The 23,968-nt window shown below is 38.0% G+C and carries 23 protein-coding genes; 14 read left to right on the top strand and 9 right to left on the bottom strand.

The annotated features are described in order from the left end of the window. Nucleotides 1-107: 107 nt before the first annotated feature. Nucleotides 108-488 (bottom strand): polymer-forming cytoskeletal protein, encoded by a 381-nt coding sequence (locus LDB17_RS08050; RefSeq protein ID WP_228093655.1) that lies wholly within the window; start codon nt 486-488, stop codon nt 108-110. Between the two features lie 104 nt (nt 489-592). Between LDB17_RS08050 and folB the strand changes: the two genes are divergently transcribed. The 5 genes from folB (at nt 593) to LDB17_RS08025 (ending at nt 6,247) form a co-directional block, all read left to right on the top strand. After that, entirely contained in the window at nt 593-946 is a 354-nt protein-coding gene (folB, locus tag LDB17_RS08045; RefSeq protein ID WP_252639226.1) for a dihydroneopterin aldolase, read from the top strand. A gap of 4 nt (nt 947-950) precedes the next feature. Then, nucleotides 951-1,478 carry an RNA methyltransferase gene (locus tag LDB17_RS08040; protein ID WP_252639224.1) on the top strand — a complete coding sequence of 176 codons (528 nt, stop codon included), beginning with the start codon at nt 951-953 and terminating at the stop codon, nt 1,476-1,478. 54 nt (nt 1,479-1,532) lie between these two features. Next, complete coding sequence (locus LDB17_RS08035) at nt 1,533-3,053, top strand: DUF4301 family protein (protein ID WP_252639222.1); 1,521 nt, start codon at nt 1,533-1,535, stop codon at nt 3,051-3,053. A 228-nt stretch (nt 3,054-3,281) separates the two neighbouring features. Then, nucleotides 3,282-5,804: a T9SS type A sorting domain-containing protein gene (locus tag LDB17_RS08030; protein ID WP_252639220.1), complete on the top strand. Its 2,523-nt coding sequence runs from the start codon at nt 3,282-3,284 to the stop codon at nt 5,802-5,804. Between the two features lie 35 nt (nt 5,805-5,839). Next, nucleotides 5,840-6,247, top strand: a complete 408-nt coding sequence (locus tag LDB17_RS08025) for a hypothetical protein (RefSeq protein WP_252639218.1) — start codon at nt 5,840-5,842, stop codon at nt 6,245-6,247. Nucleotides 6,248-6,365: 118 nt separating this feature from the next. Here LDB17_RS08025 and LDB17_RS08020 read toward each other — a convergent pair whose 3' ends face one another. Beyond that, nucleotides 6,366-6,854 carry a glutathione peroxidase gene (locus LDB17_RS08020; protein ID WP_393924982.1) on the bottom strand — a complete coding sequence of 163 codons (489 nt, stop codon included), beginning with the start codon at nt 6,852-6,854 and terminating at the stop codon, nt 6,366-6,368. A 221-nt stretch (nt 6,855-7,075) separates the two neighbouring features. Between LDB17_RS08020 and LDB17_RS08015 the strand changes: the two genes are divergently transcribed. The 4 genes from LDB17_RS08015 to LDB17_RS08000 are packed head-to-tail and all read left to right on the top strand — an operon-like array spanning nt 7,076 to nt 10,305. Further along, nucleotides 7,076-7,924: a sulfite exporter TauE/SafE family protein gene (locus tag LDB17_RS08015; RefSeq protein WP_252639216.1), complete on the top strand. Its 849-nt coding sequence runs from the start codon at nt 7,076-7,078 to the stop codon at nt 7,922-7,924. 4 nt (nt 7,925-7,928) lie between these two features. After that, nucleotides 7,929-8,345, top strand: coding sequence for a DUF1634 domain-containing protein (locus LDB17_RS08010; RefSeq protein ID WP_006842252.1), 417 nt, complete (start codon nt 7,929-7,931; stop codon nt 8,343-8,345). Between the two features lies 1 nt (nt 8,346). Next, a complete protein-coding gene (locus LDB17_RS08005; RefSeq protein ID WP_252639214.1) occupies nt 8,347-9,348 on the top strand; it encodes a M28 family metallopeptidase in 1,002 nt (333 codons plus the stop codon). A gap of 3 nt (nt 9,349-9,351) precedes the next feature. Next, nucleotides 9,352-10,305, top strand: a complete 954-nt coding sequence (locus LDB17_RS08000) for a M28 family metallopeptidase (protein ID WP_252639213.1) — start codon at nt 9,352-9,354, stop codon at nt 10,303-10,305. Here the strand turns inward: LDB17_RS08000 and dprA are convergent, their stop codons facing one another. The 4 genes from dprA to LDB17_RS07980 form a co-directional block, all read right to left on the bottom strand. After that, nucleotides 10,306-11,427, bottom strand: coding sequence for a DNA-processing protein DprA (dprA, locus tag LDB17_RS07995; RefSeq protein WP_252639211.1), 1,122 nt, complete (start codon nt 11,425-11,427; stop codon nt 10,306-10,308). It lies immediately after the preceding gene. A 3-nt stretch (nt 11,428-11,430) separates the two neighbouring features. After that, nucleotides 11,431-12,102, bottom strand: coding sequence for an ABC transporter ATP-binding protein (locus LDB17_RS07990; protein WP_252639209.1), 672 nt, complete (start codon nt 12,100-12,102; stop codon nt 11,431-11,433). A 5-nt stretch (nt 12,103-12,107) separates the two neighbouring features. Beyond that, a complete protein-coding gene (locus tag LDB17_RS07985) occupies nt 12,108-13,427 on the bottom strand; it encodes a UDP-glucose/GDP-mannose dehydrogenase family protein (protein WP_252639208.1) in 1,320 nt (439 codons plus the stop codon). Nucleotides 13,428-13,531: 104 nt separating this feature from the next. Then, the gene (locus LDB17_RS07980) at nt 13,532-14,221 is read right to left on the bottom strand and encodes a hypothetical protein (RefSeq protein WP_252639206.1); all 690 of its coding nucleotides are present in this window, start codon (nt 14,219-14,221) and stop codon (nt 13,532-13,534) included. A 176-nt stretch (nt 14,222-14,397) separates the two neighbouring features. Here LDB17_RS07980 and purL point away from each other — a divergent pair, with 176 nt between their 5' ends. The 4 genes from purL to LDB17_RS07960 all read left to right on the top strand — a co-directional run bounded on the left by purL (nt 14,398) and on the right by LDB17_RS07960 (nt 19,786). Continuing rightward, a complete protein-coding gene (purL, locus tag LDB17_RS07975; RefSeq protein ID WP_252639205.1) occupies nt 14,398-18,093 on the top strand; it encodes a phosphoribosylformylglycinamidine synthase in 3,696 nt (1,231 codons plus the stop codon). A gap of 125 nt (nt 18,094-18,218) precedes the next feature. After that, nucleotides 18,219-18,635: a thioesterase family protein gene (locus LDB17_RS07970; RefSeq protein WP_252639203.1), complete on the top strand. Its 417-nt coding sequence runs from the start codon at nt 18,219-18,221 to the stop codon at nt 18,633-18,635. 23 nt (nt 18,636-18,658) lie between these two features. Continuing rightward, nucleotides 18,659-19,066, top strand: a complete 408-nt coding sequence (locus tag LDB17_RS07965) for a thioesterase family protein (RefSeq protein ID WP_252639202.1) — start codon at nt 18,659-18,661, stop codon at nt 19,064-19,066. A 6-nt stretch (nt 19,067-19,072) separates the two neighbouring features. Further along, a complete protein-coding gene (locus LDB17_RS07960; protein WP_252639200.1) occupies nt 19,073-19,786 on the top strand; it encodes a histidine phosphatase family protein in 714 nt (237 codons plus the stop codon). A gap of 6 nt (nt 19,787-19,792) precedes the next feature. Here LDB17_RS07960 and LDB17_RS07955 read toward each other — a convergent pair whose 3' ends face one another. The 3 genes from LDB17_RS07955 to epsC form a co-directional block, all read right to left on the bottom strand. Further along, entirely contained in the window at nt 19,793-20,245 is a 453-nt protein-coding gene (locus tag LDB17_RS07955; RefSeq protein ID WP_252639198.1) for a hypothetical protein, read from the bottom strand. A gap of 84 nt (nt 20,246-20,329) precedes the next feature. Then, a complete protein-coding gene (locus tag LDB17_RS07950; RefSeq protein ID WP_252639196.1) occupies nt 20,330-21,811 on the bottom strand; it encodes a TlpA family protein disulfide reductase in 1,482 nt (493 codons plus the stop codon). A gap of 24 nt (nt 21,812-21,835) precedes the next feature. Further along, a complete protein-coding gene (gene epsC, locus LDB17_RS07945; RefSeq protein WP_006842265.1) occupies nt 21,836-22,654 on the bottom strand; it encodes a serine O-acetyltransferase EpsC in 819 nt (272 codons plus the stop codon). A gap of 186 nt (nt 22,655-22,840) precedes the next feature. On the opposite strand from epsC, the gene gdhA reads away from it, so the two are divergent. Next, a partial coding sequence (gene gdhA, locus LDB17_RS07940; protein WP_393924980.1) for an NADP-specific glutamate dehydrogenase occupies nt 22,841-23,968 on the top strand: 1,128 nt, incomplete at its 3' end.

Here is a 23,968-nt window from a genome sequence, read left to right as displayed (position 1 = left end):
GAAAGATGCTTACATGCTTTTATCATCCCCAGCACCGACTCCCATAAATTCGCGTAGTGCGGCAAGTCTTTTATTTATATTCATAACTATATTGTTTTGGTATTATCTTACTCATCCAAAGAACCGGTTACGCTATTGTTTAGCATCGAACAGGTTCCTTCAAAATTGGCTCCCGGCTCTATCTCAATCGTACGTGTTTTAATCTCGCCGGTAAGAAGGGAACTCGCTTTCAGAACAATATTTTCGGAACATATAATGTTTCCTTTTACTTTGCCGAATAAGTCTATATTCGAACAATTTATATTGCCGATAACGCAGCCGCTCTGACCTACGATAATTTTACCACGACACTGGATATTGCCTTCTATTGCGCCGTCGATGCGGAAATCTTCCTCCGAAGATATATCTCCTTTTAGTTGTGTGCCCGACGCTAAAATGTTGTGTGTGCCGGATGTTGTGTAAGGTGTTGTTTCTCTTGATTTACTCATAATTTTCATTCTCTGTTTTCACAAGGTTTTATATCTTTGTAAACTCAATAACGAACAAATATAGATAAAAAACTTAGCTTTGTGCCGTTTTATTTTGACTCTTTATGAAAAGTTTTATTTTGCTTGAGAATGTTGTTTTTTATGCTTATCACGGCGTACAACCTCATGAAACGAAGGTTGGAAACGAATTTGTGATCAATCTGAAATTAGAAGTAAACCTAACAGATGCAGCTCAATCCGATTCGTTGGAAGATACGGTCAGCTATGCCGATATATACAATGATGTGAAGGAGCAAATGCAAATTCCCTCCAAGTTATTAGAGCATGTCGCATATCGGATCGTTCGATGCCTGAAGCAGAAGTATAAAAAAATCGAACATGTGGAAATTAAGCTTTCGAAACGAAATCCACCGATGGGAGCTCAGTTGGATTGTGCCAGTGTTGTTTTAATAGATTAAGCGGATGAGAGTAAAAAAAATAACAGAGTTGAATAGGCTTTCGGTCGAAGAGTTTAAGTCTGAACCTAAAATTCCACTTATCATTGTATTGGATAACGTAAGAAGCCTTAATAATATCGGATCTGTGTTCCGCACTTCGGATGCATTTCTTGTAGAGACTGTTTATCTATGCGGAATTACGGCAACACCGCCCAATGTGGAGATTCATAAAACAGCTTTGGGAGCTGAAAATTCGGTTGCATGGGCATATTACTCAGATACAGATCAGGCTGTAGAAGAACTGAAGAAAAATGGCTACACTCTTTGTGCTGTGGAACAAGCTCAAAATAGCATAATGCTGGATGAATTGCAATTGGATTCTAAAAAGAAATATGCTGTTGTTTTAGGAAATGAGGTAAAGGGTGTGCAGCAGGATGTTGTGAGCCGTTGCGACTGTTGTGTTGAAATCCCTCAATATGGAACAAAGCACTCTCTTAATGTTTCGGTGGCTGCCGGGATGGTAATATGGGAATTTTCTAAACAATTGAAGTAAGTTACCAATATTTTTCCTAGTTTTGCATATAAGACGTATATAACACACTATGCTATGATAACCGAATCAGATAAAAACCATCTCGCACAAAAAGGTATTATCGAAGACCAACTGAACAAACAATTGGATAACTTTAAACAAGGATTTCCTTTCTTGGGTATTGCCGCTGCTGCGTCAGTAGAAAAAGGTATTAAGGTGATATCTCCTGAACAGGAAAAAGAATATCTGACCGATTGGGATGAGTACAAAGCGTCATCGGGAAAACAAATTGTTAAATTTGTTCCTGCTTCGGGTGCCGCAAGCAGGATGTTCAAAGACTTGTTCGAGTTTTTGGATGCGCCTTATTCCGTACCGACTTCAGGCTTTGAAAAGAAATTCTTTGAAGAGATAGAGAAGTTCGCGTTTTATAACGATTTGGATGCCATGTGTCTGAAAAATGAAGGGCAACCCCTTGCTGCTTTGCTTTCGGAAGGGAAATATAAATCAATTGTTGAGAATTTGCTGAAGCCAAAAGGGCTTAACTATGGAAATCTGCCAAAGGGACTTCTTAAGTTTCATAAATATAGTGATACATCCCGAACTCCGGTCGAAGAGCATTTGATGGAGGGGTATCTTTATGCAAAGAATGATAAAGAAGAAGTGAATATTCACTTTACTGTATCGCCTGAGCATAGAATATTGTTTGACGACCTGATAAAGACAAAAAAACAAAAGTTTGAAAACGAACTTCATGTAAAATATGACGTTACGTTTAGCGAACAAAAAACGAGTACAGATACAATTGCGGTGGATGCCGATAATGAGCCTTTCAGGGAAAATGGAAAATTATTATTTCGTCCGGGAGGACATGGCGCACTGATAGAAAATCTGAACGACTTAAATGCGGATATCGTTTTTATAAAAAACATAGATAATACTGTCCCCGATAAATATAAGCAGACAGAGACCAAATATAAAAAGATACTGGCGGGAGTATTGGTTGATACTCAGAGAAAAATATTTGATTATTTGAAACTTCTCGATAGCGGGAAATATACACATGATCAGCTAATAGAAATTCTTTATTTTCTACAAAAAGAATTAAATATAAAAAATCCCGATACAAAATTGCTGGAAGATGCAGAGCTTGTACTTTATCTGAAAAGAAAACTCGATCGCCCTTGTCGTGTATGTGGTATGGTGAAAAATGTGGGAGAACCGGGAGGTGGACCTTTTCTAGCCGTAAATTCAGATGGAACTATCTCTCCTCAAATTATGGAAAGCTCGCAAATTGATATGTCCGATCCTGCGAAACAGGAGATGTTTAAAAAAGGGACTCACTTCAATCCTGTTGATTTAGTTTGTGGGATTAAAGACTACAGAGGTAATCATTTCAATCTGAAAGATTATGTAGACTATAATACCGGATTTATATCAATCAAATCAAAAAGCGGAAAGGAACTTAAAGCTTTAGAACTTCCCGGCTTATGGAATGGTGCGATGTCTGATTGGAACACAATATTTGTTGAAGTTCCGGTCGAAACTTTCAATCCTGTAAAAACTGTAAATGATTTGCTAAGAGATTGCCATTTGTGACTTTTTTTGTCTTTTACTCTGTTTTTTCAAATGTAAAAGATTGTGTATGTAATTCTTAAAAAAATATAGCCAAAGTTTTTATTTAAAGAAAAAAGGATTATCTTTGCTCGGAAATAAGAATTTTTACATTATTACAATATAGCTTTTCCTAAAGCTAGGATCGAGTATAACTGCTTGACCGTTACAGACTTTTATTAGACTATTACTGACTTTATTAAAACTACAATAATGAAATTTCGATTAGGATTAGTTGTACTACTCTTCTTGCCTTTACTTATAAAAGGGCAATCTACTTCGCCAGATGTCGTGTTTTACTCTAAGGGTAAAATGTACGTTAAGTACGGAAGTGAGACTGATGGAACGCAGTCTAAGTCAACAACTTTGTATGTTAAAGGTTCTGCTGAATTTGCTGATGGTTCAGGCATAGTTCAGAATGGCCGTACAGAGTTGACCGGGGATTTTATTAATGGAAAAGATCCCGGAGTTCAAGGTAATGGTGCTGATGTTGGCGGTGAGTATGCGCATTTGTTTAAAGACCCCAATACGAGCATCGGTGTAGTAGCTTTTGTTGGTAAGGATAATAAACAAACGATTCGAAGATCTACAGGTCTTTTAGCTAACAAAGGCTCTCAAAAAAAATACAATTATATAGCTTTCCCGACGCTGCATGTTGATAAAACAGTAACAGATATTAATGCTGCTGATCCTCGATTGGTAGGATTTGTGGCTGTTGATACATCTGCTGCCGTTGTTGTGAATAAATTATTATCACCACTCAATGGTTCAAATGTTCTGGGAGGTAATAGGTTTGTTGTAGAGGGAGGCTATGATGCTACGATTACGCAAAAAATGAATTTGGGGCAGGCACTTATCGTAAGTGATACCGGTTCAGACCTTCCCGGATATAGTCAGGTGAATCTGACATATTACAAATATAATGGTACCAGTGAGGATGATGGAGCTATAAATTCTTCAACTCATGAGGCTGCTACCGGAGCTAATACACTCCGTAAGACAGTAAACGGGAAAGTATGGAATTACTTGACAGGGTTTACTCCACCATTTGAAGAAATGGGTACAGACTATTTGTTTTATCATGTATTTATGAAGCCAAACAAAAATAGTCTGACTTCGAATCAAGGTACTATCCTTGATCCTCTATACAAGATGAAAGCCGGATACGGGTACTTTATGAGTATGGATGTGACGAATTATGGAAGTAAGAATATTGACGATAGATGGGCTGTTTTGAATGTCAAATCTGCCAATAGAGCAAGAGGAGGTTTTGAATTCAATCGCCGATTGATGAGATATCACTTCACTAAAATAAGTGGTAATACAATTGCCGGTGGAGTTCCTAATCCGGAATCTACTGATTATTTAATGGGCTTTGCCCGCTTTTCACCGGACTTGGCAGGCACAAAACCCGGAGGTTGGAAGGGCTTGGGAGACTGGCCTGATTTTGGAAGAGATAGGATCGAATTGCTCGAAACAGAGAAGTTTAAAACAGATGCTGTAACGGTGACTCTAGAGCAAGGACTTAACTTCTTAGGAAACCCCTTCATGGCGCCAATCAGTTTGAATCCGTTATTAGGATATGATATCAAAGGAACTTCACTCGGTACAGATTTAAGTGCCGGAGTTTTGGATGTGTCGCAATACTTTGGGCAAGATGTAAATACATCAGCTAAAAATGAAACTACAAAAAATGTACTAAGGTCTAAATATTGGATTGTAAATAATGGGTTGATCAGATATGACAATAGTGATAAGCTATATCATATGCAGGTTAGCTATGATTATATCAGTACAGATGGAGTTACTGTAACCGGTGGATCGGCAGATCCGGCAGACCCGGGTAGGAATATTGTAGATCCTCTACAATTCTTAATTGCCCCTATGCAAATGTTTATTGTACAGGCTAACAAAAGCTTTGATATTTCTTTAAGCCCTGCTTTAAGAACATTTGGAACAACAAGATATTTGAAGAGTGGTGCTACATCGAATCTATTATCAGACTTCTTTGTGGTTGAAGTTGCCAGCTCTGCGGATAAGGCGGCAGACAGAACTGCAATAGTACTGCGTGATAACGCAAAAATGACAAGTGATGATAATCTGGATACGCCGAAGAATCTCTCTAAGTCGATTACTGTACCAAATGAAAGTGATAAGATATATCCTGAAGAGGGTTCTACTTTTATCTACACAAAATCGAGTGACGGTGTAAATATGTTAGGGAATGTAGTTCCGCTAAATATTAAAGAGTTAGCATTGTATGTGACTCCTCCGGCTACACAACAGACAATGTCTTTGAATTTTTATAACTTGGAGAATGTTACATCTGTTCAGGATGTTTGGTTGATAGACCGTTACCAGAACAATAAGACAGTGAAACTGACTCCGGGTATATCTTACGAGTATTCATCAGGTCCGTCTGATCTGAAAGCTGTGGACGAAAATCGATTTATATTACGCTTTTTCGAAACTAAAGATATTCTAGAAGAAGAAACTACTGAAATAACCTGCTATTATAATGAACCGGTATTGCATATTTCCGGCTTGAATGAGAAAGATGTGAATAGCGATGTGTTGATTTATGATATGCAAGGACGATTGATGGGAAAAACCAGAGTTGGTAAAAATGACTATCCATCAATGGAATATTCTAAAACATTAAACTTAGGAACATACATAGTAAAAATAGCAGGAAACAGAACTTTTACAACAAAATTTGTGAACTTACACAACTAGCTTTTTAGAACACAGACGTACGAAAAATATAACAAATGAAAACAAAACTAGTGATATTTATGTTTTTGATAACATGCTTTGGGCTGTCTATACCAACGGTTTCAATAAATGCTGCAGAGACGGATGCGATGGATGCGCAAGTAATATCCAGCAAGTCTCCTTCTGCTGTAACTTTATCAAAGATTGAAAATCTATCAATTGCAAGCAGGACAGATAATTCTTCGATGGCTACAACATTAAATAAGGTTGGTGGTACAAGAGCCCTTACAGACTGGGGGACAGATCCAGACTTGCCTGGACAAGGAGGTGAAGTAACGGACCCGGGTCAAGTAGGAGAAGCAGCTCCGATAGGAGATATTACACTTCCTATAATTCTATTTGCGTTAGTTATTTATTTCGCTTATAGAGGAGTTACGACTTCAAAAAGAAGAAATAATCTCTAATACGAGTCTATAATGATAAAATAGGAGAGTGTTAATTAACATTCTCCTATACCAATATCATAAAAGTCCCATGTGCCATACGACAAATGGGACTTCTATATTTATATGAATATAAGAATTACTTTTCTATCCAGTTGATGATTTTATCACAAAAAGGATCTTCTCGTGGAGCGACAAAATCTACAAGTTGACCATTCTCATCAATCATAAATTTCTGAAAATTCCATTGTACCTCTGCATCCATTTTCCCGTTCTGTGATTTCTCTGTCAGCCATTTATAGAGCGGTGCTTTCTTGTCGCCTACTACGTCTATTTTGCTCATCATAGGGAACGATACATTATAATTGAGTGTACAGAATGTTTTTATTTCTTCATTTGTTCCGGGTTCTTGGCCGTTAAAATTATTAGCGGGAAAACCTATTACAACAAAATTCTTGTCTTTGTATTTTTCGTAAAGGTCTTGTAATTTGTCATATTGAGGAGTAAGCCCACATTTAGACGCAACATTTACTACCAAAACCTTTTTACCTTTTAGGCTTGAAAGGTCAAAATTGTTACCGTCAATATCTTTTACTTTAAAATCATATAAGGATACTTGTGCTATCATAACTGTAGAAATTACACTGAATAGAGTTGCTAAAATTAAATGTTTCATATTGTATTATTTATTTAGTGACTATACTTAAAACAACTAGTATATGCAGAATGTTTTGTTAATAAATATAGAATAACCGTGTTACATCTTCATTATATTTTATAGTATTTGATGCTGTGTTTCCTTGTATCTTTTCTAAAAAGATTACCTTTACGGCGTCAAAACAAAATAATATGGATTTTAATTTAGAGATATTTTCCCTGGTTTTATTTATCGGGGCATGTTTTGCCGGATTTATAGGTTCGCTTACAGGTTTAGGAGGAGGTGTTATTGTAATCCCTATCTTAACCCTTGGGTTTGGTGTAGATATCAGATATGCAGTAGGAGCTGCATTGGTTACATCTATTGCCACATCTTCAGGAGCTGCCGCGGCATATATAAAAGAAGGGATAACCAACGTGCGCATTGGTATGTTTCTCGAAATAGCAACAACGACGGGAGCTGTTGCAGGTGCAATTGTAGCTATGTATCTTGATAAGATGTATATCGCTATAATTTTGGGTGTTGTTCTTATTTTTTCTGCGATACGTTCTGTGTCAAAGAAAGAAGATGGCATCGATTATTCTGCTCCGGGCGATAAATTGGGCGATAAGTTGAAACTAAATGGTTCTTACCCAACCAAAGATGGGAAGGTAGAAAAATATAATGTTCATAATGTAATCGGAGGGTATTCACTGATGACGGTTGCGGGTGTTTTATCAGGGCTGCTTGGTATTGGCTCGGGATCACTGAAGGTATTGGCTATGGATACGGCAATGAAAATTCCTTTCAAGGTATCTACAACAACCAGTAATTTCATGGTTGGTGTTACAGCTGCTGCCAGTGCTGTAATCTACTTCCAACGAGGATATATCGATCCGGGATTAGCTATGCCTATTGTTGTGGGAGTACTTTTGGGGGCATTCTTTGGCTCTAAAATACTACCTAAAGCAAATGTAAGAAATTTAAGACTGCTATTTAGTGTTGTCATTTTCTTCTTGGCTGTTTCTATGATTTATAATGCTTTAACCGGTAAAATGTAATAAGATGAAGAAAGTTTTTTCTAAAGAGTTTTGGGAAGAAAGAGACATGGAGCTTCTTATTGGCAAGTTGCTGCGATATGGAGTTATGTTGGCATGTGGTATTACCGTATTTGGAGGTCTGATCTATTTATTCCAGAATCACGGTTTGCCTATCGAGCATTATAAACCTACACCCGATGATCAGCCCTTTCCGGGAGTTTCTCAATATCTACGTGAGTTGTCAACGATTATTCCCCGGGTATTAGAGTTTGATGGTGCGGCTATCATACAATTAGGCGTTTGTGTACTCATTGCCACGCCTATTTTGCGCGTAGCATTTTCGGTGATAGGTTTCCTTATTGAGAAAGATTATATGTACGTGGCGATAACCATCGTCGTATTATTAATTATTGTAGCCAATATGGTTTTAGGATTACACTGATATGAAGAAGACAATATTTCCTTTTTTATTATTTATATCTATTTCTTTATTTTCTCAGTCGGCGAAAGAGAAAGGTTTTGCAACAATTAATAAAGAAAGCGCAAAAGCATATATTGGCTTTCTGGCAAGCGATGCAGTAGAAGGCAGAGAGGCCGGTAGGCATGGTGGACGTGTTGCCGGAGAATATGTGAAGTCTGTGTTGCAAGATATGGGACTTAAACCTCTGAATGAGGATTCTTATTTCCAGCCTTTTGAAGCATATAGTCCCGAGAGACAAAAAAGAGTGCGTTTTTCTGTTCATCCCGATTCTATTCAGAAGTATAGTCAACTTCCGGCTCATCGTAAGTTAGAGTTAAGGAATGTATTGGGATATATTGAAGGTAAAAATAAGAATGAATATGTTGTAATGGGTGCTCATTACGATCACTTAGGTATGGATGAAGTCCTCGATGGGGATAAGATATATAATGGTGCCGATGATAATGCTTCGGGAGTTTCTGCTGTATTGCAAATAGCGAGAGCATTTCTTGCGAGTGGAGAAAAGCCCGAACGTACAATTATTTTTGCACTATGGGATGGTGAAGAGCTAGGACTGTTAGGCTCGGAGTATTTTATGCAGACATGCCCTTTCGCATTAGATATTAAAGGATATGTTAATTTTGATATGATTGGACGAAATAATGACGAGCAGAAACCAAATTATGTCGTGTATTTTTATACCGAAGCACACCCTCTGTTTGGTGAATGGTTGAAGAGCGATATTAAGACATACCGACTAGGTTTAGAACCTAATTATCGCGCTTGGGATAAGCCTATTGGTGGTAGTGACAATGCTTCATTCGCAAAAAGAGATGTTCCTGTGATTTGGTATCATACAGACGGACATCCCGATTATCATCAACCGAGCGATCATGCCGATAAAATAAATTGGGATAAACTTGTCGAAATAACGAAAGCTGCTTATCTTAACCTCTGGAATTTAGCAAACCTGAAAACATATTAAACCATGAGGTGTAAACTTATCCTTGTCGTATTCTTTTTTACTCCATTTTCTTTATTTGCACAAACACCTAAAGAAAAAGGTCTGGCAGCAATATCTTTGCAAAAGGCAAAGGAGTATATAGGAGTTTTGGCTAGTGATAGTTTAGAGGGGCGTAAAGCCGGCGAATCGGGCGGATTGAAGGCCTCAGAATATATAAAAAGTACACTTCAAAAAGTCGGTGTTAAGCCTTGGAGAGATGCTTATTATCAACCTTTCGAAAGTGATCGCTATCCTTCTCTAAAGATGCGTAACGTATTGGGATATATCCCCGGAGAGTATCAGGATGAGGTTGTGATAGTTGGTGCACATTACGATCATATAGGTGTAAAAGCAAACAAAACGAATGACAGTATATACAATGGAGCTGATGATAATGCTTCGGGGACATCGGCGATTCTGCAGATAGCAGAAGCCTTTTTGGCTTCCGGCGAAAAACCATTGCGCACTGTCATTTTTGCTTTGTGGGATGGAGAGGAATTGGGCTTGTTGGGTTCATCTTATTTTGTTGAAGATTACTTTAAGAACATAACTTTTCCTTTACTCACAGCTCCTAAAATAAGAGGCTATATCAATTGTGATATGATTGGTAGAAATAAGACGGAGGCTGATTATAATTATGTAGCATGTTTTTTCTCCCCTGAGAAACCTGTATTTAAAGAATGGTTGCAGAACGATATTGCCGCATATAATTTGAATCTGGTTCCCGATTTTCGCTCTATGGATGATTCTCCCGGAGGAAGTGATCATATTCCTTTTTCGATGAGAAAGATACCTGTTATATTTTACAATACCGATTTGCATGAAGACTATCATAAGCCGACCGATCATGCCGATAAAATTAATTATGAGAAAGTGGTAAATATTACTAAAGCCACCTATCTTAATTTGTGGAATATGGCGAATCTGAAAGATTTCTAGTTAGGATATCGTATATAAGTTTCCCGGGAGTGTTCTTATCATTCCTTTCATCTCCATCTCCAGTAATGTAGAAAACAGTGAGTATGCCGGAACACCAAGCTCTCTGGCTAACTGATCGATATGTATAGATTCTTTTTCTGATAATTTATTAACGATGGCTTGCTCATCATCGGTCAATATGGTGAAAAGACTTTGTTGAATAGGGGCTTTCCTCCTTTTTGACGATTCGTTATCCCACCCCATTTGTTGCAGGAAATATTCTGTTGATCGGAACAAATCGGCTTTGTGTGACGAGATAAGCTTGTTACATCCTTGAGAATATTTATCAGTCATTTTTCCCGGAACGGCAAACACATCTTTACAATATGAATTCGCAATTTCCGCCGTAATCAACGAACCCCCTTTTACGTCAGACTCAACAACAATAACAGCATCGGCAATGCCTGCTACTATCCGGTTTCTTTTTACAAAATTGTATCGGTCGGGCTCTGTATTGCTTGGGAACTCAGAAAGCAACCCTCCTTTAGCGACCATTTCTCGAGCTATTTGCTTGTGTACATGCGGGTATATTCTATCTAAGCCATGAGCCAGTATCCCGATTGTCGGTAAATTATGTTTCAGAGCGGCTCTATGTGCATTGATATCTATTCCGTAAGCAAGTCCGCTTACAATTAGGGTATTAGGTAGCAGGTGTGCAATTTCTTCCAGAAAAGTATCGCAAAAACTATTGCCATAATTTGTGGAGTTTCTTGTTCCTACTATGCTTATTACCTTCTCGGTGTTGAAATCGATATCTCCCTCAAAATAAAATAATACAGGAGCGTCTGCGCACTCTTTTAGTCGTTTAGGGTAGTCCGTCTGATTGATGAAGTAAGTTTTAAGCTTGTTCTTCTCTATAAAGGAGAGTTCTTTTTCTGCTTTTATAAGAACCTTCGGATTAAGTATGCCATCAACCAGCTTATGAGAGATTTCTGTTTTAGAGATCAGAGTTTTTCTGTTTGTTCTGAATATAGCTTCCTCATCTCCCATTATCTGTAAAAGATTACGAGCAGTAATATCACCCACTCCCGGAATGAGGGTGAGGGCAATCTGATAAATACGTTTATCAGAGGAAAGGTTCATCTCTTAGATAGATTCTTTTAAAGGGTCAAAAATCTGACCATCTTTCATGTGTACGGTTCTGTCTGTTATAGAAGCCAGATTTTCGTCGTGAGTTACTATAATGAATGTTTGTCCTAATGTATCGCGAAGCTTAAAAAATAATTGATGTAGTTCTTCTTTATTTTCAGTGTCGAGGCTACCCGACGGTTCATCAGCCAAGATGATTGCCGGATTATTAATTAAGGCACGTGCTACAGCAACACGTTGCTTTTCGCCTCCCGATAGTTCGTTTGGTTTATGACCAAGTCTATCGGCTAAGCCCAGCATGTCGAGTAATTCTTTTGCCTTTTGCTTTGCCTGAGAATCCTTAACCTTTCCTATCAGTGCAGGTATCATTACATTTTCCAGCGCTGTAAATTCGGGTAAAAGCTGATGGAACTGAAATACAAATCCAATGTTTTTGTTTCTGAAATCAGACAGTTGGCTATCTCTTAGTGAGTTCAGTTTTTGTCCATTAATGTGTACTGTACCACTGTCAGCCTTATCCAGTGTCCCTATGATTTGCAGAAGGGTCGTCTTTCCGGCTCCACTAGCACCTACAATCGATATTATCTCCCCTTTTTCTACATGAAGATCTATGCCTTTGAGAACTTTAAGCGAGCCAAAACTTTTAGTTATTCCTTCTACAGTAATCATTTGTTTTATTTTATACCAATACCGAAATAGTCAAATCCTATTTCGTTCATTTCTTGTTTGTTGTATATATTTCTTCCATCAAAAACGACAGGTTTCTTCATGGTTTTCTTTATTACTTCCCATGTCGGCAAGCGGAACTCGTTCCATTCGGTAACCATCAATATTGCATCTGCTTCTAATGTAGCATCGTAGATATCTTTTGCGTATGTAATACTGTCGCCTAGAATTCGTTTAGCCTCTTCCATTGCTACAGGGTCATAAGCCTTAACTTTTCCTCCTGCTTCTAAAATTTTATCAATGATAACCAGCGATGGCGCTTCACGCATATCATCCGTTTTTGGTTTAAATGCCAGTCCCCATACGGCAATAGTTTTTCCTTTTATATCGTTATCATAGTATTTCATTAGTTTCTCGAAGAGAATTTTCTTCTGGAACTCATTCACTTCTTCAACCGCTTCGAGGATTTTCATTTCATAGCCCAGATTTTGAGCTGTATGTATAAGTGCTTTTACATCTTTCGGAAAGCAGCTTCCACCATATCCGCATCCAGCATATAAAAATTTAGAACCGATGCGCACATCTGCTCCGATTCCTTTTCGTACCATATTGATGTCAGCTCCTACAATTTCGCACATATTAGCAATATCGTTCATAAAACTGATTCGGGTAGCCAACATAGCATTCGCTGCATATTTTATCATCTCGGCCGAAGGAATATCGGTATATATAATGCGGTAGTTGTTCAATGTGAAAGGTTTGTATAGTCTTTCCATCAATTGCTTGGCTTGGTCAGACTCAACACCAACCACAACACGGTCGGGTTGCATAAAATCTGTAATGGCTGCACCTTCTTTCAAGAATTCGGGATTTGAAGCCACATCGAATTTCAGATCCGTTAAACCTCTTTTGTCTAATTCGTCCTGAATGGTTTTCTTTATCAGCTTGGCTGTACCTACAGGTACTGTACTTTTGGTTACAATAACCATATATTTGTTTAGTTCTTGTCCAATAGTACGTGCCACATCAAGCACATATTTCAGATCTGCACTTCCATCTTCATCCGGAGGTGTACCCACTGCGGAGAATACAATATCAACCTCGTTGAGGATAGAGCTAAGGTCGGTCGTGAAATTTAGGCGTCCCGCTTTATGATTGCGTTCCACCATTTCGTCAAGTCCCGGTTCGAAAATAGGAATGATACCATTCTTCAGTTTATCTATCTTGTTTTGATCGATATCGATACAAAAAACTTCCGTTCCCATTTCAGCAAAACAAGTTCCCGTAACGAGACCTACATAACCTGTACCAACAATAGCGATTTTCATGCCTGAATTAAATATTATAAATAACTAAATATTTGTAGTGCTTAATTTTGAAATACAAATATAGTATTAATCTTTTATCTTAAATCTATATTTGGCTCTGTCTGTTAAAAGAAATATGTGACACTTAGCTTTAGGGTTCTGTTGTACAACGGATATTGGTCATATACAATATTATATAAACCGTGATGGTAATTGAGAGCAAACTGATAATTGTTGTGTTCTATTCCGAGCAATATACTGCCACCCCAATCAAAGTATTTATAATTGGCATCATCTGTTTTCAGCTCCTCATCATATACACCTGAGCTAGGTTTTTTATCTTTTCCGTACGAGCGATCAGTCCCTGCTATTGATCCCATAATATCCATACCGACGTATGGACCTAAACCAAATACCAAGCGATAATCGTCTTTAATAGACCATTTTACGCCGAAGTTGAACGCTAAGTTCGTATAGAATCCCGTTATTCTTTTTATTTTTTTAGACTCTCCTATATAAGCATTTTTTAGACCGGTATTGATATAGGTTACAAGATAATCTATCTGTAGTACAAAGTTGTTTTTTCCTTTTTGGATGCTATAGCCTATATCCCATGTTGGTAATACGCCCGATTGATATGCCCCTGTTGTAGTAAAATAACTTCCCGGTATAATCCCTGCCGATTCATAAGGCTTCATTCCTCTTAATTGGGATATTCCAATAGCACCTCTGATGCCAAAAGATGTATATGATTCTTGAGAGTATAGATTGAAGGCAATGGTGCATAGTACGATGTAAAGTAATAGTTTTTTCATTTGTCTTTTTTTTAAGGTTCAAACATTAAGACTTCGCTTTGTAGCAAAGGTTTAATATATAATATAAAGCTGTAATAAAAGGCGTTTGCTATTTTTCCTTTTTCTTTCTATATATTGTCACTTTTCATTACCTTTGTATGCCTATTATAAGTCAATCATTAACTTGAAATAAAAATATGGTTTCTTTCTTTCAAACCCCTTCCGGGAACATTATTGCTGTTCAAACAAGCTCCACCCTCAACGATGATTTTATCCAACGCCTGACATGGGCATTCAGTGGTGCAACTATGCTTGATTCTGATGAAGTTTCAGGCTTTTTTGTTGGTCCTCGCCGCGAGATGATAACCCCATGGAGTACAAATGCTGTGGAAATTACCCAGAATATGGGGATAGAGGGAATTGTGCGTATCGAAGAATTTTTTTCTGTCGCAAGTACCGATGCAGAGCATGATTCTATGCTCCAACGTATATACAATGGGCTTAATCAGCGTATTTTTACAATAGATAAGACGCCGGAACCTATTATAGAGATCGATGATATCGAAGCATATAACCAGCAGGAAGGTTTAGCCTTAAGTGAAGATGAGGTTGAATATCTGAACAGTGTAAGCCAACGATTGGGGCGTAAGTTGACAGATAGCGAGGTGTTTGGATTCTCTCAAGTGAATTCAGAGCATTGCCGCCACAAAATATTTAATGGAACTTTTATCATTGATGGTGAAGAAAAAGAAAGTTCTTTATTTAAACTGATAAAAAAGACATCTCAAACAAATCCGAACAAATTAGTTTCGGCATATAAAGATAATGTAGCCTTCAATATGGGGCCTCAAATAGAACAGTTTGCTCCTACAGAAGGAGACAAACCAAGTTATTTTGAGGTAACACCGATCAAATCGGTTATCTCTCTGAAAGCCGAGACGCATAATTTCCCTACAACTGTAGAGCCGTTCAATGGTGCGGCTACAGGTTCGGGAGGCGAAATTCGTGACCGTCTGGGTGGAGGTAAAGCTTCCTTGCCTATTGCAGGAACAGCCGTTTATATGACTTCTTACCCAAGAACCAAAAAAGGAAAAGCATGGGAGGAAGCTATTGAAGAAAGACCTTGGCTATATCAGACTCCGGAGGAGATACTGATAAAAGCATCTAACGGTGCTTCTGATTTCGGAAATAAATTTGGTCAACCGCTGATTTGTGGGTCATTACTTACATTCGAGCATGAAGAAAACAGAAAGAAATTTGCTTTCGATAAAGTAATTATGCTAGCCGGAGGGGTAGGATACGCCAACAAGCGCGATGCGCTCAAAGGCGAACCTAAACCCGGAGAAAAAGTAGTAATACTGGGTGGTGATAATTATCGTATCGGTATGGGCGGTGGAGCTGTTTCTTCTGTTGATACAGGTCAGTACTCAAGCGGAATAGAACTGAACGCCGTACAGCGTGCAAATCCCGAAATGCAAAAGCGTGCAGCTAATGTTATTCGTGCTTTAGCAGAATCGAAAGACAATCCGATCGTGTCTATTCACGATCATGGAGCAGGAGGGCATTTGAATTGTTTATCGGAACTGATAGAAGCTACGGGAGGAAAGATAGATGTATCTAAACTGCCTGTGGGAGACCCTACTTTGTCTTCGAAAGAAATTGTAGGAAATGAAAGTCAGGAACGTATGGGCTTGCTTATTCCAGAAGAAGCTGTAGATAAAATAGAACGAATTGCTCAACGTGAGCGTTCACCGATGTACGTCGTAGGTGAAACTACTAACGATATGAAGTTGGTGTTTGAACAAGCTGACGGAAAACGTCCGATAGACCTGAAGTTGGAAGACTTTTTTGGTAAAGCGCCTAAAACAATAATGCGCGACGATACGCTTGAAGAAGAATATACCAATCCGGAATATGATCTCTCAAAACTGGAAGACTATATAAAAAATGTACTACAACTAGAGGCTGTTGCTTGTAAAGACTGGTTGACAAACAAGGTTGACCGTTCGGTGACAGGTAAAGTTGCCCGTCAGCAGACACAAGGAGAAATTCAGTTACCACTGAGTGACCTTGGAGCTGTGGCTTTAGATTATAAAGGAAAAGCAGGGATAGCAACATCTATAGGACATGCGCCCCAGGCTGCGATGGTAGACCCGGCGGCAGGTTCGGTGCTTGCTATTGCCGAATCGCTTACAAATATAATTTTTGCACCTATCGAAGATGGGTTGAAGGGTATTTCTTTGAGTGCTAACTGGATGTGGCCTTGTAAAAATCCGGGAGAAGATGCCCGCTTATACAAAGCTGTAGAAGCATGCTCTGAGTTTGCTTGCGAACTGGGGGTAAATATTCCGACAGGTAAGGACTCTCTTTCGATGACTCAGAAATACGGAGACGAAAAAGTATATTCACCGGGCACTGTGATCATCTCGGCAGCAGGTGAAGTAAAGAATATACGCAAGATCGTTTCTCCTGTATTGGCATACATAAAAGGAACGTACCTCTATTATATAGATTTCTCTTTCGATACCTTCAAACTTGGAGGTTCGGCTTTTGCTCAGACTATGAATAAGCTGGGAGAGGAAGTGCCAACCGTTCAGGATACTGAATATTTCAAAAATGTATTTAATGCTGTTCAGGAGTTAATAGACAGAGGACTGATACTTGCTGGACATGATATTTCAGCTGGAGGTCTTGTTACCGCAATGCTTGAAATGTGTTTTGCAAATCCTCAGGGAGGTCTTGAATCTCGCTTAGATAAGTTGCATCATGCAGATATAATAAAAGTATTGTTCTCCGAAAATCCGGGTATTCTTATTCAGGTAAAACATCATCATCTGGTAGAAAAAATCCTTGATGATTATGGTATTGGTTTTGCGATTATTGCCAGACCAATCGAGGAGAGAAAACTGGTAATTCAGAAAGATACATTTGTTCAAGAATTTGATATAGACGAGCTGCGTGACGTATGGTTCGAATCTTCATACTTGCTCGATAAAAAGCAAAGCGGAGAGAAACTAGCCGCAGAGCGTTTCCAGAACTATAAAAATCAGCCATTACAGTTTAACTATAATCCATCTTTTACAGGCAAATTTGCTCAGTTTGGTATCGATCCGGACAGAGTAAATCCTACCGGACTAAAAGCGGCCATTATCAGAGAGAAAGGAACTAATGGAGAACGTGAGATGGCATATTCCTTGTATCTTGCAGGGTTTGATGTGAAAGACGTACATATGACAGACTTAGCTTCTGGTAGAGAAACGCTTGAGGATATCAATCTGATTGTATTCTGCGGAGGCTTTTCTAATTCGGATGTACTTGGTTCGGCTAAAGGTTGGGCAGGAAGCTTCATGTACAACGAAAAAGCGAAAGATACTCTTCGCAAGTATTACCAACGTGAAGATACATTGAGTCTTGGTGTGTGCAACGGCTGTCAGCTGATGATGGAGCTTGGGCTGGTATATCCAGACCATGATGTGAAACCTAAGATGGAACATAATGCTTCTCATAAGTTTGAATCTACGTATGTTAGTGTGGAGATTCCTAAGAACGAATCTGTTATGTTTGGTTCTCTATCGGGCAGTAAGCTTGGTATATGGGTAGCACATGGTGAAGGACGTTTCTCGATGCCAAAGGCTGAATCGGAATACAATGTTATAGCTAAATATATTTACAGCGAATATCCGGGCAACCCTAATGGTTCTGATTATGATATTGCAGGTGTTGTTTCTAAGGATGGGCGTCACTTGGCTATTATGCCTCACCTTGAACGCTCTTTGTTCCCTTGGCAATGTGCATATCTGCCATTCGAACATCGTAGAGATGATTTTACTCCTTGGATAGAAGCATTTGTAAATGCAAGAGAGTGGGTGAAAAATGTAATCACTAAAAAATAAAATTATCTGCATTTGGATATCGAATGATATTCATAAGTAAAGGATAGAAAGGTAACAGCTAAAATATTATAAATAGCTGTTGCCTTTATTCCTTTTTTGAAGTTTCGTAGAACTAAAATATAAAAATGGAAGAGAAAAAAACTCTATTCGAACAGGCAATGAAGGTGCGCGACTATGAATGCGATGCACAAGGTATTGTCAATAATGCTAATTACCAACATTACTACGAAGTTGTGCGCCATGAATTTTTGGAAAAGCATAATCTTAATTTTTATGAATTGCATCAGCAAGGTGTAGATGCGGTAGTAGTGAGTGTATATATCCGTTACAAGCATTCTTTGCGTGGTAGTAACGACTTTATTTGTACCGTCGATTCTATCGAAAGAGAAGGAATACGAACTATTTTCAATCAGAAAATAGTTCGTTTAAGGGATAACAAGGTTTGTTCTACAGCTCGGTTTGAGATTGCCTGTATGGTGAATGGTAAAGTAGGAAAGCCTCAAATTTTTGATGAGGTTTTGGGTAAATATATTTTACAATAAACGGAATATTAGCAGATAGGCTTATGGCACTCACGTTTGAAAACAAAATGAAAGTTCGCGACTACGAATGCGATTCGCAAGGTGTGGTTAATAATGCTATTTATTTACATTATTTTGAAGCTACACGTCACGAGTTGATGGAGAAGTGTGGACTTCGTTTGCGTGATCTCACCGAAGCGAATATACTACCTGTGGTGCGTAATGTAAATATTAGCTATCGGAATTCTTTACGGGGATCGGAAGAATTTGTGTGTAGTATTAAGATCATGCGCAAAGGTCTTCGGTATCTTTTTCATCAACAAATCGTCCGTGTGCCCGACAACACTTTGTGTGCCGACGCTGTTATAGAGGTAGTTTGTTTGATTAATGGTAAAGTGGCAAAGCCGGATATGTTTGACAAGGCTTTTGCTGATTATATAAATTGGGAATAAGAAAAAATGAATTCAAAAATAACATTATATGTTGCCCGTCACGGCAAAACGTTGATGAATACTCTTGATAGAGTTCAGGGGTGGTGTGATTCTCCTCTTACTGATGAGGGGATTGATGTAGCCCGTTATTTGGGACATGGTCTCAATGATGTGGTATTTAGAACCGCATATTGTAGCGATCTTCGCAGGACAAGACAAACTGTAGAGGTTATTCTGGAGGCCAAAGGGCAAAAAGATATACCTGTATATGAAATGTCCGGACTGCGTGAGACGTGTTTTGGTGGTTTCGAAGCCGATTTCAATCATACGATGTGGAATAGTGCGGCTCTTTATCTGCATTACACATCTGTAGATGCAATGTATAAAGATATATTAGCGAAGAAAATCAATTACAGAGATGTGTTGAATGCCATAAAAAAAATAGATAAGCTGGGGATGGCTGAAAATTTTTCTCAGGTAGAACAACGTACTCAGGCCAGTTTGAAAGAGATTGCCGAAAAGGAGATACGAAAAGGAAATGGTAATATCCTTATTATATCACACGGAATGAGTATATTGGCAATGCTTCTTAGCTTAGGAGGCGACAAATTATTTACCAAGCCACTGGATAATGCAGCGGTATGTAAAGTCACTTATCAGAATGGTGAATTTACAGTGGAGTCGATGGCTGATATGAGTTATGTAGAAAAGGGTAAACTGATGATAGGAGTAGAGGTATAAAAACTTCTACTCATTCAATAACTTATTAAGAAAGTCGTCGAATTCACGATCAAACTTTTCCATCAGGTCGTTGTCTAACTTGATTGTCGAATCTTCGTTTATAAGCAACAACTCTTCTATTACCTCAAGATTGTCGTCGGCATAGTTTACAGAAAAAGGTTTGTATAGGTCTAAAGATGAAAACATTTCTTCTTTATCCAACTCTTCTGTAACTTCTCTTAGAATAGAAATAACCTTATCGTCGCTCAACTCTTCAACTTTATCTACCCAGTCGAAAATAACGATTTCAGCGACTTTGTTCTCTTCATCATCATAGAATGCAACTTCACCACTTTCTTTATCTACAGTAATAAATACATCGGTGAGTGAGCTGCCTTGGTAATCTTTTGATAGGGTATCTATTGCCTCTACAAAAGTGCTTCTGATTAGCGATGAGGGACTTTTACGAACTTCTTCCATTGGCTTTTTTTCAGCTACAAAGTTATTTTATACGAAAGTACGAAAAATATTCTATTATCCTATTTCTTTGGATTTCAAAATGTATTACAATAATTCATTTATCCACTTTCTCATTTTGTTCGGCTCCATCGAGTTACCCTTATGTTTCAGTGCTCCTGATTTATCATAAATTAGATAGGTTGGAACTCCTATTAATTGTAAATCATTTTTGAGATAATCCCATGTTTTTTCGTCCAGATAATAATGTTCACCTCCTATTTGTGAAACTTTTTCTTCCCAAGCCTTCCGTACAGAAGTATGATTTGTTATATATACAAATACAACATCTTTTCCTGTTAGTTCTTTTTTTACAGGTTCTATTTGTTTCATGTTTTTCAAACATGGACCACACCATGTTGCCCAAAAGTCAATGAAAACAACTTTGCCTTCATATTTTTGTAATATTCTGCTTATCAACAGTTCTTTTGAAACTTTGGGTGTTTCATTAATCTTAAAATCTTTCGAAGAGCTATCGGATTGAATGAGTTTTATTACTTTTTCATTCTCCGTAAATAACATCTCAGAGAAAGCTTCTTCTTTGTAATAAGATTTTATATCTTTTTTTTGCGATTCACTCAGAGGTTTTAATTCATTCAATTGCTTTGTATATGCATTTAGAATTAACATCTTGTCGAAAAAAGAATGATCATCATCAATAATATATTTTACGATCGAGTCTGTTTTATCTTTCCACACGTCAAGAGAGTACATCTCAATAGGAGGTATTCCAATGTTGTTGATATTTAGTAAGTTTTGTATTAATATTTGATAGGAAGGCGAGTATAGATAATATGGGTTGTTCAACTTTAAGTCTTTCAATATAGAATAATACGAAATATCAGGCTCGGTTGGCGTGTAATTACTCTCGTCGTCATGTAACTTATATTTATTCTTTATTGTTTGAGAGTAGTTTAAAATATAAAAATTAGAAAAAAGAGCTTTTAACTCACAGCCCATAATAAGCTTCAAGTTTTCAGATAAGTCACTTCTTTCTTCCAGCTTTTCTAGGATGTTAGATAATGCTTTCTTACTAATTAGTGCATATTCGTTAGGGGTAATATTGTAATCATTTACATCTACACCAAAATCTTTACCCATACATATTTCCAGCAGCTTGTCTCCCATGTTCATATAATTAAACGGAGGACTTAGGCTGTTTTCTATACTGACGTGCTTTTCGCCATTATTATCAAAAGAAATATTAAGCTTTGTATTTTCATTTGGTAACAGATATATAAGCCCACTGTAAATAGGAGATTCTATAACGCAGAGGCTAACTGTAAATATAGGTATATTAAAACTAAATGTACCGTTGTCCTCAATTGGTATTTCAGAGCCAATATTGTCGAAGCCTATTCTATTTATTCGGATATTAAGTGTTTCAGTTTTTTGTTCTTTTGGTACATTTCCGAGTATCTTTCCTGAAAGAGTTCCTACCCCACATTTAAATTCAGGGATGGGGAGCTGTGCATGAATCATACAAGCGTATAAAACCAAAAAAGCAACTAAAACCAAAAGCTTTTTCATTGTATTAATATTGGCTGCTTTGAACTATATATTAAAATCCAGAATATGTTCACCTGTTTTTAGGGTATTGTGTATTCTGATTTCTGCATTTTGTTGTACTAATGAGTATGGTACCACACTCTTTGTCAGCCAGGCGTTACCTCCGATGGTAGAGTCGTGTCCTACAACGGTATTACCTCCCAAGATTGTTGCTCCTGCATATATAACCACATTGTTCTCGATGGTCGGGTGCCTTTTTTCGTTCGCTAAACCTTTGGTTACAAATAAAGCTCCGAGAGTAACGCCTTGATATATTTTTACATTATCGCCGATGATTGTTGTTTCGCCGATAACGATCCCCGTACCATGGTCTATATAAAAAGCTTTTCCTATCTCTGCTCCGGGGTTGATGTCTATTCCCACTTTAGAGTGTGCATATTCAGAAAATAGGCGAGGGATAATTGGCGTTTTCATCTTGTAGAACTCATGCGATATACGGTAAACTACCTGCGCAAAAAAACCGGGGTAAGTTAAGATTACCTCTTCTATCGATTTTGCAGCCGGATCGTTTTTGTAATATACTTCCGCTTCGTCATATAGTTGGTCTTGTAGTTCCGGTAGATGAGAAATGAATTTTCCGACTGTTTCTTCTGCTTGAGCCCTATCCAGCAAAGCTGAAATATTCTCCACCATAATGGAGTAAAAGTAATACAGCTTTTTCTCTCTCGATTTTTCCTGATCGCAAATAGGGAATAGTACACGGTGTATCAATGTGTTCAAAGCATCTTCCAGTTCTATTCTGTTAATTGGTAAATGTTTTGATTCTGCTCTTAATTTATTCGCTATTTCGTAAATATTAGTCATGATTTTCAGTGTTGTGGAAAACAAAAATAAGAATTAAAACAATATCTCTGGAAATTTGATAATGTTAAATTATTATATGTTATAAATCATGCTATTATAGATGAATTTTTTAAAAATAAATTGATATAAATAACTTCTTTATTTATATTTTTGTATAGTAAAATAACCGACATAATCCTTTATATTATGAATATTAATGACATTTTATCATCTTTAGAGGCAAGACATCCAGGAGAATCCGAATTCTTGCAAGCAGTAAAAGAGGTGCTTGTATCCATCGAAGATGTTTATAACCAACACCCCGAATTTGAAAAGAACCGGATTATAGAACGTCTGGTAGAGCCAGACCGCATATTCACATTTAAGGTGCCTTGGGTAGACGACCGCGGCGATATTCAGGTGAATATCGGCTATCGGGTACAATTCAATAATGCAATTGGCCCTTATAAAGGAGGTCTAAGATTTCACGCTTCGGTAAATCTTTCTTCACTCAAATTCTTAGGGTTTGAGCAGACGTTTAAGAATGCGCTCACTACTTTGCCGATGGGTGGTGGTAAAGGAGGATCAGACTTTAGTCCGAGAGGAAAGTCAAATGCCGAAATTATGCGTTTCTGTCAGGCTTTTATACTCGAGCTTTGGCGCAATATTGGCCCTGATACAGATGTTCCTGCCGGAGATATAGGTGTGGGTACTCGCGAGATAGGTTATATGTATGGTATGTACAAAAAACTGGCTCGTGAAAATACCGGTACTTTTACCGGGAAAGGATTGGAATACGGAGGTTCATTGGTACGTCCTGAGGCAACAGGATTTGGAGCTCTCTATTTTGTGAATGAAATGCTTAAAGCAAAAAATATAGACATTAAAGGTAAGACCGTCGCTGTTTCAGGCTTTGGAAATGTAGCGTGGGGTGCAACACTCAAAGCTACCGAGCTGGGAGCAAAAGTGGTGACTATCTCCGGACCTGACGGTTATATCTATGATGCAGACGGAGTGAGTGGTGAAAAGATAGAGTATATGCTTGAATTGCGCGACTCGGGTAATGACATTGTAGCACCTTATGCAGAGAAATTTCCGAATGCAGTATTTCATGCAGGCAAAAAACCTTGGGGTGAAAAAGTGGACATTGCTTTACCTTGCGCTATACAAAATGAGCTGAATCTTCAGGATGCTCAGGCTTTGATAGCTAATGGGGTAACATGTGTAGCCGAAGTGTCTAATATGGGCTGTACGGCAGAAGCTGTAGACTTTTTCATCGAGCAGCATGCAAACGTTGGTCAACTTCTTCGGCACCCCATTGTATATGCATTGCAT

The organism is Dysgonomonas sp. Shenzhen-Wh21 (assembly GCF_043392705.1).
Taxonomy (GTDB): domain Bacteria; phylum Bacteroidota; class Bacteroidia; order Bacteroidales; family Dysgonomonadaceae; genus Dysgonomonas.
Note: the sequence above shows the minus strand (reverse complement) of the source record. Positions and strands in the feature narration are given on the sequence as shown.

Bases quoted from the DNA above. Each gene is read 5' to 3' on its own strand.
- LDB17_RS08050 (WP_228093655.1), bottom strand. From the start codon at position 488: ATGAGTAAATCAAGAGAAACAACACCTTACACAACATCCGGCACACAC.
- folB (WP_252639226.1), top strand. From the start codon at position 593: ATGAAAAGTTTTATTTTGCTTGAGAATGTTGTTTTTTATGCTTATCAC.
- LDB17_RS08040 (WP_252639224.1), top strand. From the start codon at position 951: ATGAGAGTAAAAAAAATAACAGAGTTGAATAGGCTTTCGGTCGAAGAG.
- LDB17_RS08035 (WP_252639222.1), top strand. From the start codon at position 1,533: ATGATAACCGAATCAGATAAAAACCATCTCGCACAAAAAGGTATTATC.
- LDB17_RS08030 (WP_252639220.1), top strand. From the start codon at position 3,282: ATGAAATTTCGATTAGGATTAGTTGTACTACTCTTCTTGCCTTTACTT.
- LDB17_RS08025 (WP_252639218.1), top strand. From the start codon at position 5,840: ATGAAAACAAAACTAGTGATATTTATGTTTTTGATAACATGCTTTGGG.
- LDB17_RS08020 (WP_393924982.1), bottom strand. From the start codon at position 6,854: ATGATAGCACAAGTATCCTTATATGATTTTAAAGTAAAAGATATTGAC.
- LDB17_RS08015 (WP_252639216.1), top strand. From the start codon at position 7,076: ATGGATTTTAATTTAGAGATATTTTCCCTGGTTTTATTTATCGGGGCA.
- LDB17_RS08010 (WP_006842252.1), top strand. From the start codon at position 7,929: ATGAAGAAAGTTTTTTCTAAAGAGTTTTGGGAAGAAAGAGACATGGAG.
- LDB17_RS08005 (WP_252639214.1), top strand. From the start codon at position 8,347: ATGAAGAAGACAATATTTCCTTTTTTATTATTTATATCTATTTCTTTA.
- LDB17_RS08000 (WP_252639213.1), top strand. From the start codon at position 9,352: ATGAGGTGTAAACTTATCCTTGTCGTATTCTTTTTTACTCCATTTTCT.
- dprA (WP_252639211.1), bottom strand. From the start codon at position 11,427: ATGAACCTTTCCTCTGATAAACGTATTTATCAGATTGCCCTCACCCTC.
- LDB17_RS07990 (WP_252639209.1), bottom strand. From the start codon at position 12,102: ATGATTACTGTAGAAGGAATAACTAAAAGTTTTGGCTCGCTTAAAGTT.
- LDB17_RS07985 (WP_252639208.1), bottom strand. From the start codon at position 13,427: ATGAAAATCGCTATTGTTGGTACAGGTTATGTAGGTCTCGTTACGGGA.
- LDB17_RS07980 (WP_252639206.1), bottom strand. From the start codon at position 14,221: ATGAAAAAACTATTACTTTACATCGTACTATGCACCATTGCCTTCAAT.
- purL (WP_252639205.1), top strand. From the start codon at position 14,398: ATGGTTTCTTTCTTTCAAACCCCTTCCGGGAACATTATTGCTGTTCAA.
- LDB17_RS07970 (WP_252639203.1), top strand. From the start codon at position 18,219: ATGGAAGAGAAAAAAACTCTATTCGAACAGGCAATGAAGGTGCGCGAC.
- LDB17_RS07965 (WP_252639202.1), top strand. From the start codon at position 18,659: ATGGCACTCACGTTTGAAAACAAAATGAAAGTTCGCGACTACGAATGC.
- LDB17_RS07960 (WP_252639200.1), top strand. From the start codon at position 19,073: ATGAATTCAAAAATAACATTATATGTTGCCCGTCACGGCAAAACGTTG.
- LDB17_RS07955 (WP_252639198.1), bottom strand. From the start codon at position 20,245: ATGGAAGAAGTTCGTAAAAGTCCCTCATCGCTAATCAGAAGCACTTTT.
- LDB17_RS07950 (WP_252639196.1), bottom strand. From the start codon at position 21,811: ATGAAAAAGCTTTTGGTTTTAGTTGCTTTTTTGGTTTTATACGCTTGT.
- epsC (WP_006842265.1), bottom strand. From the start codon at position 22,654: ATGACTAATATTTACGAAATAGCGAATAAATTAAGAGCAGAATCAAAA.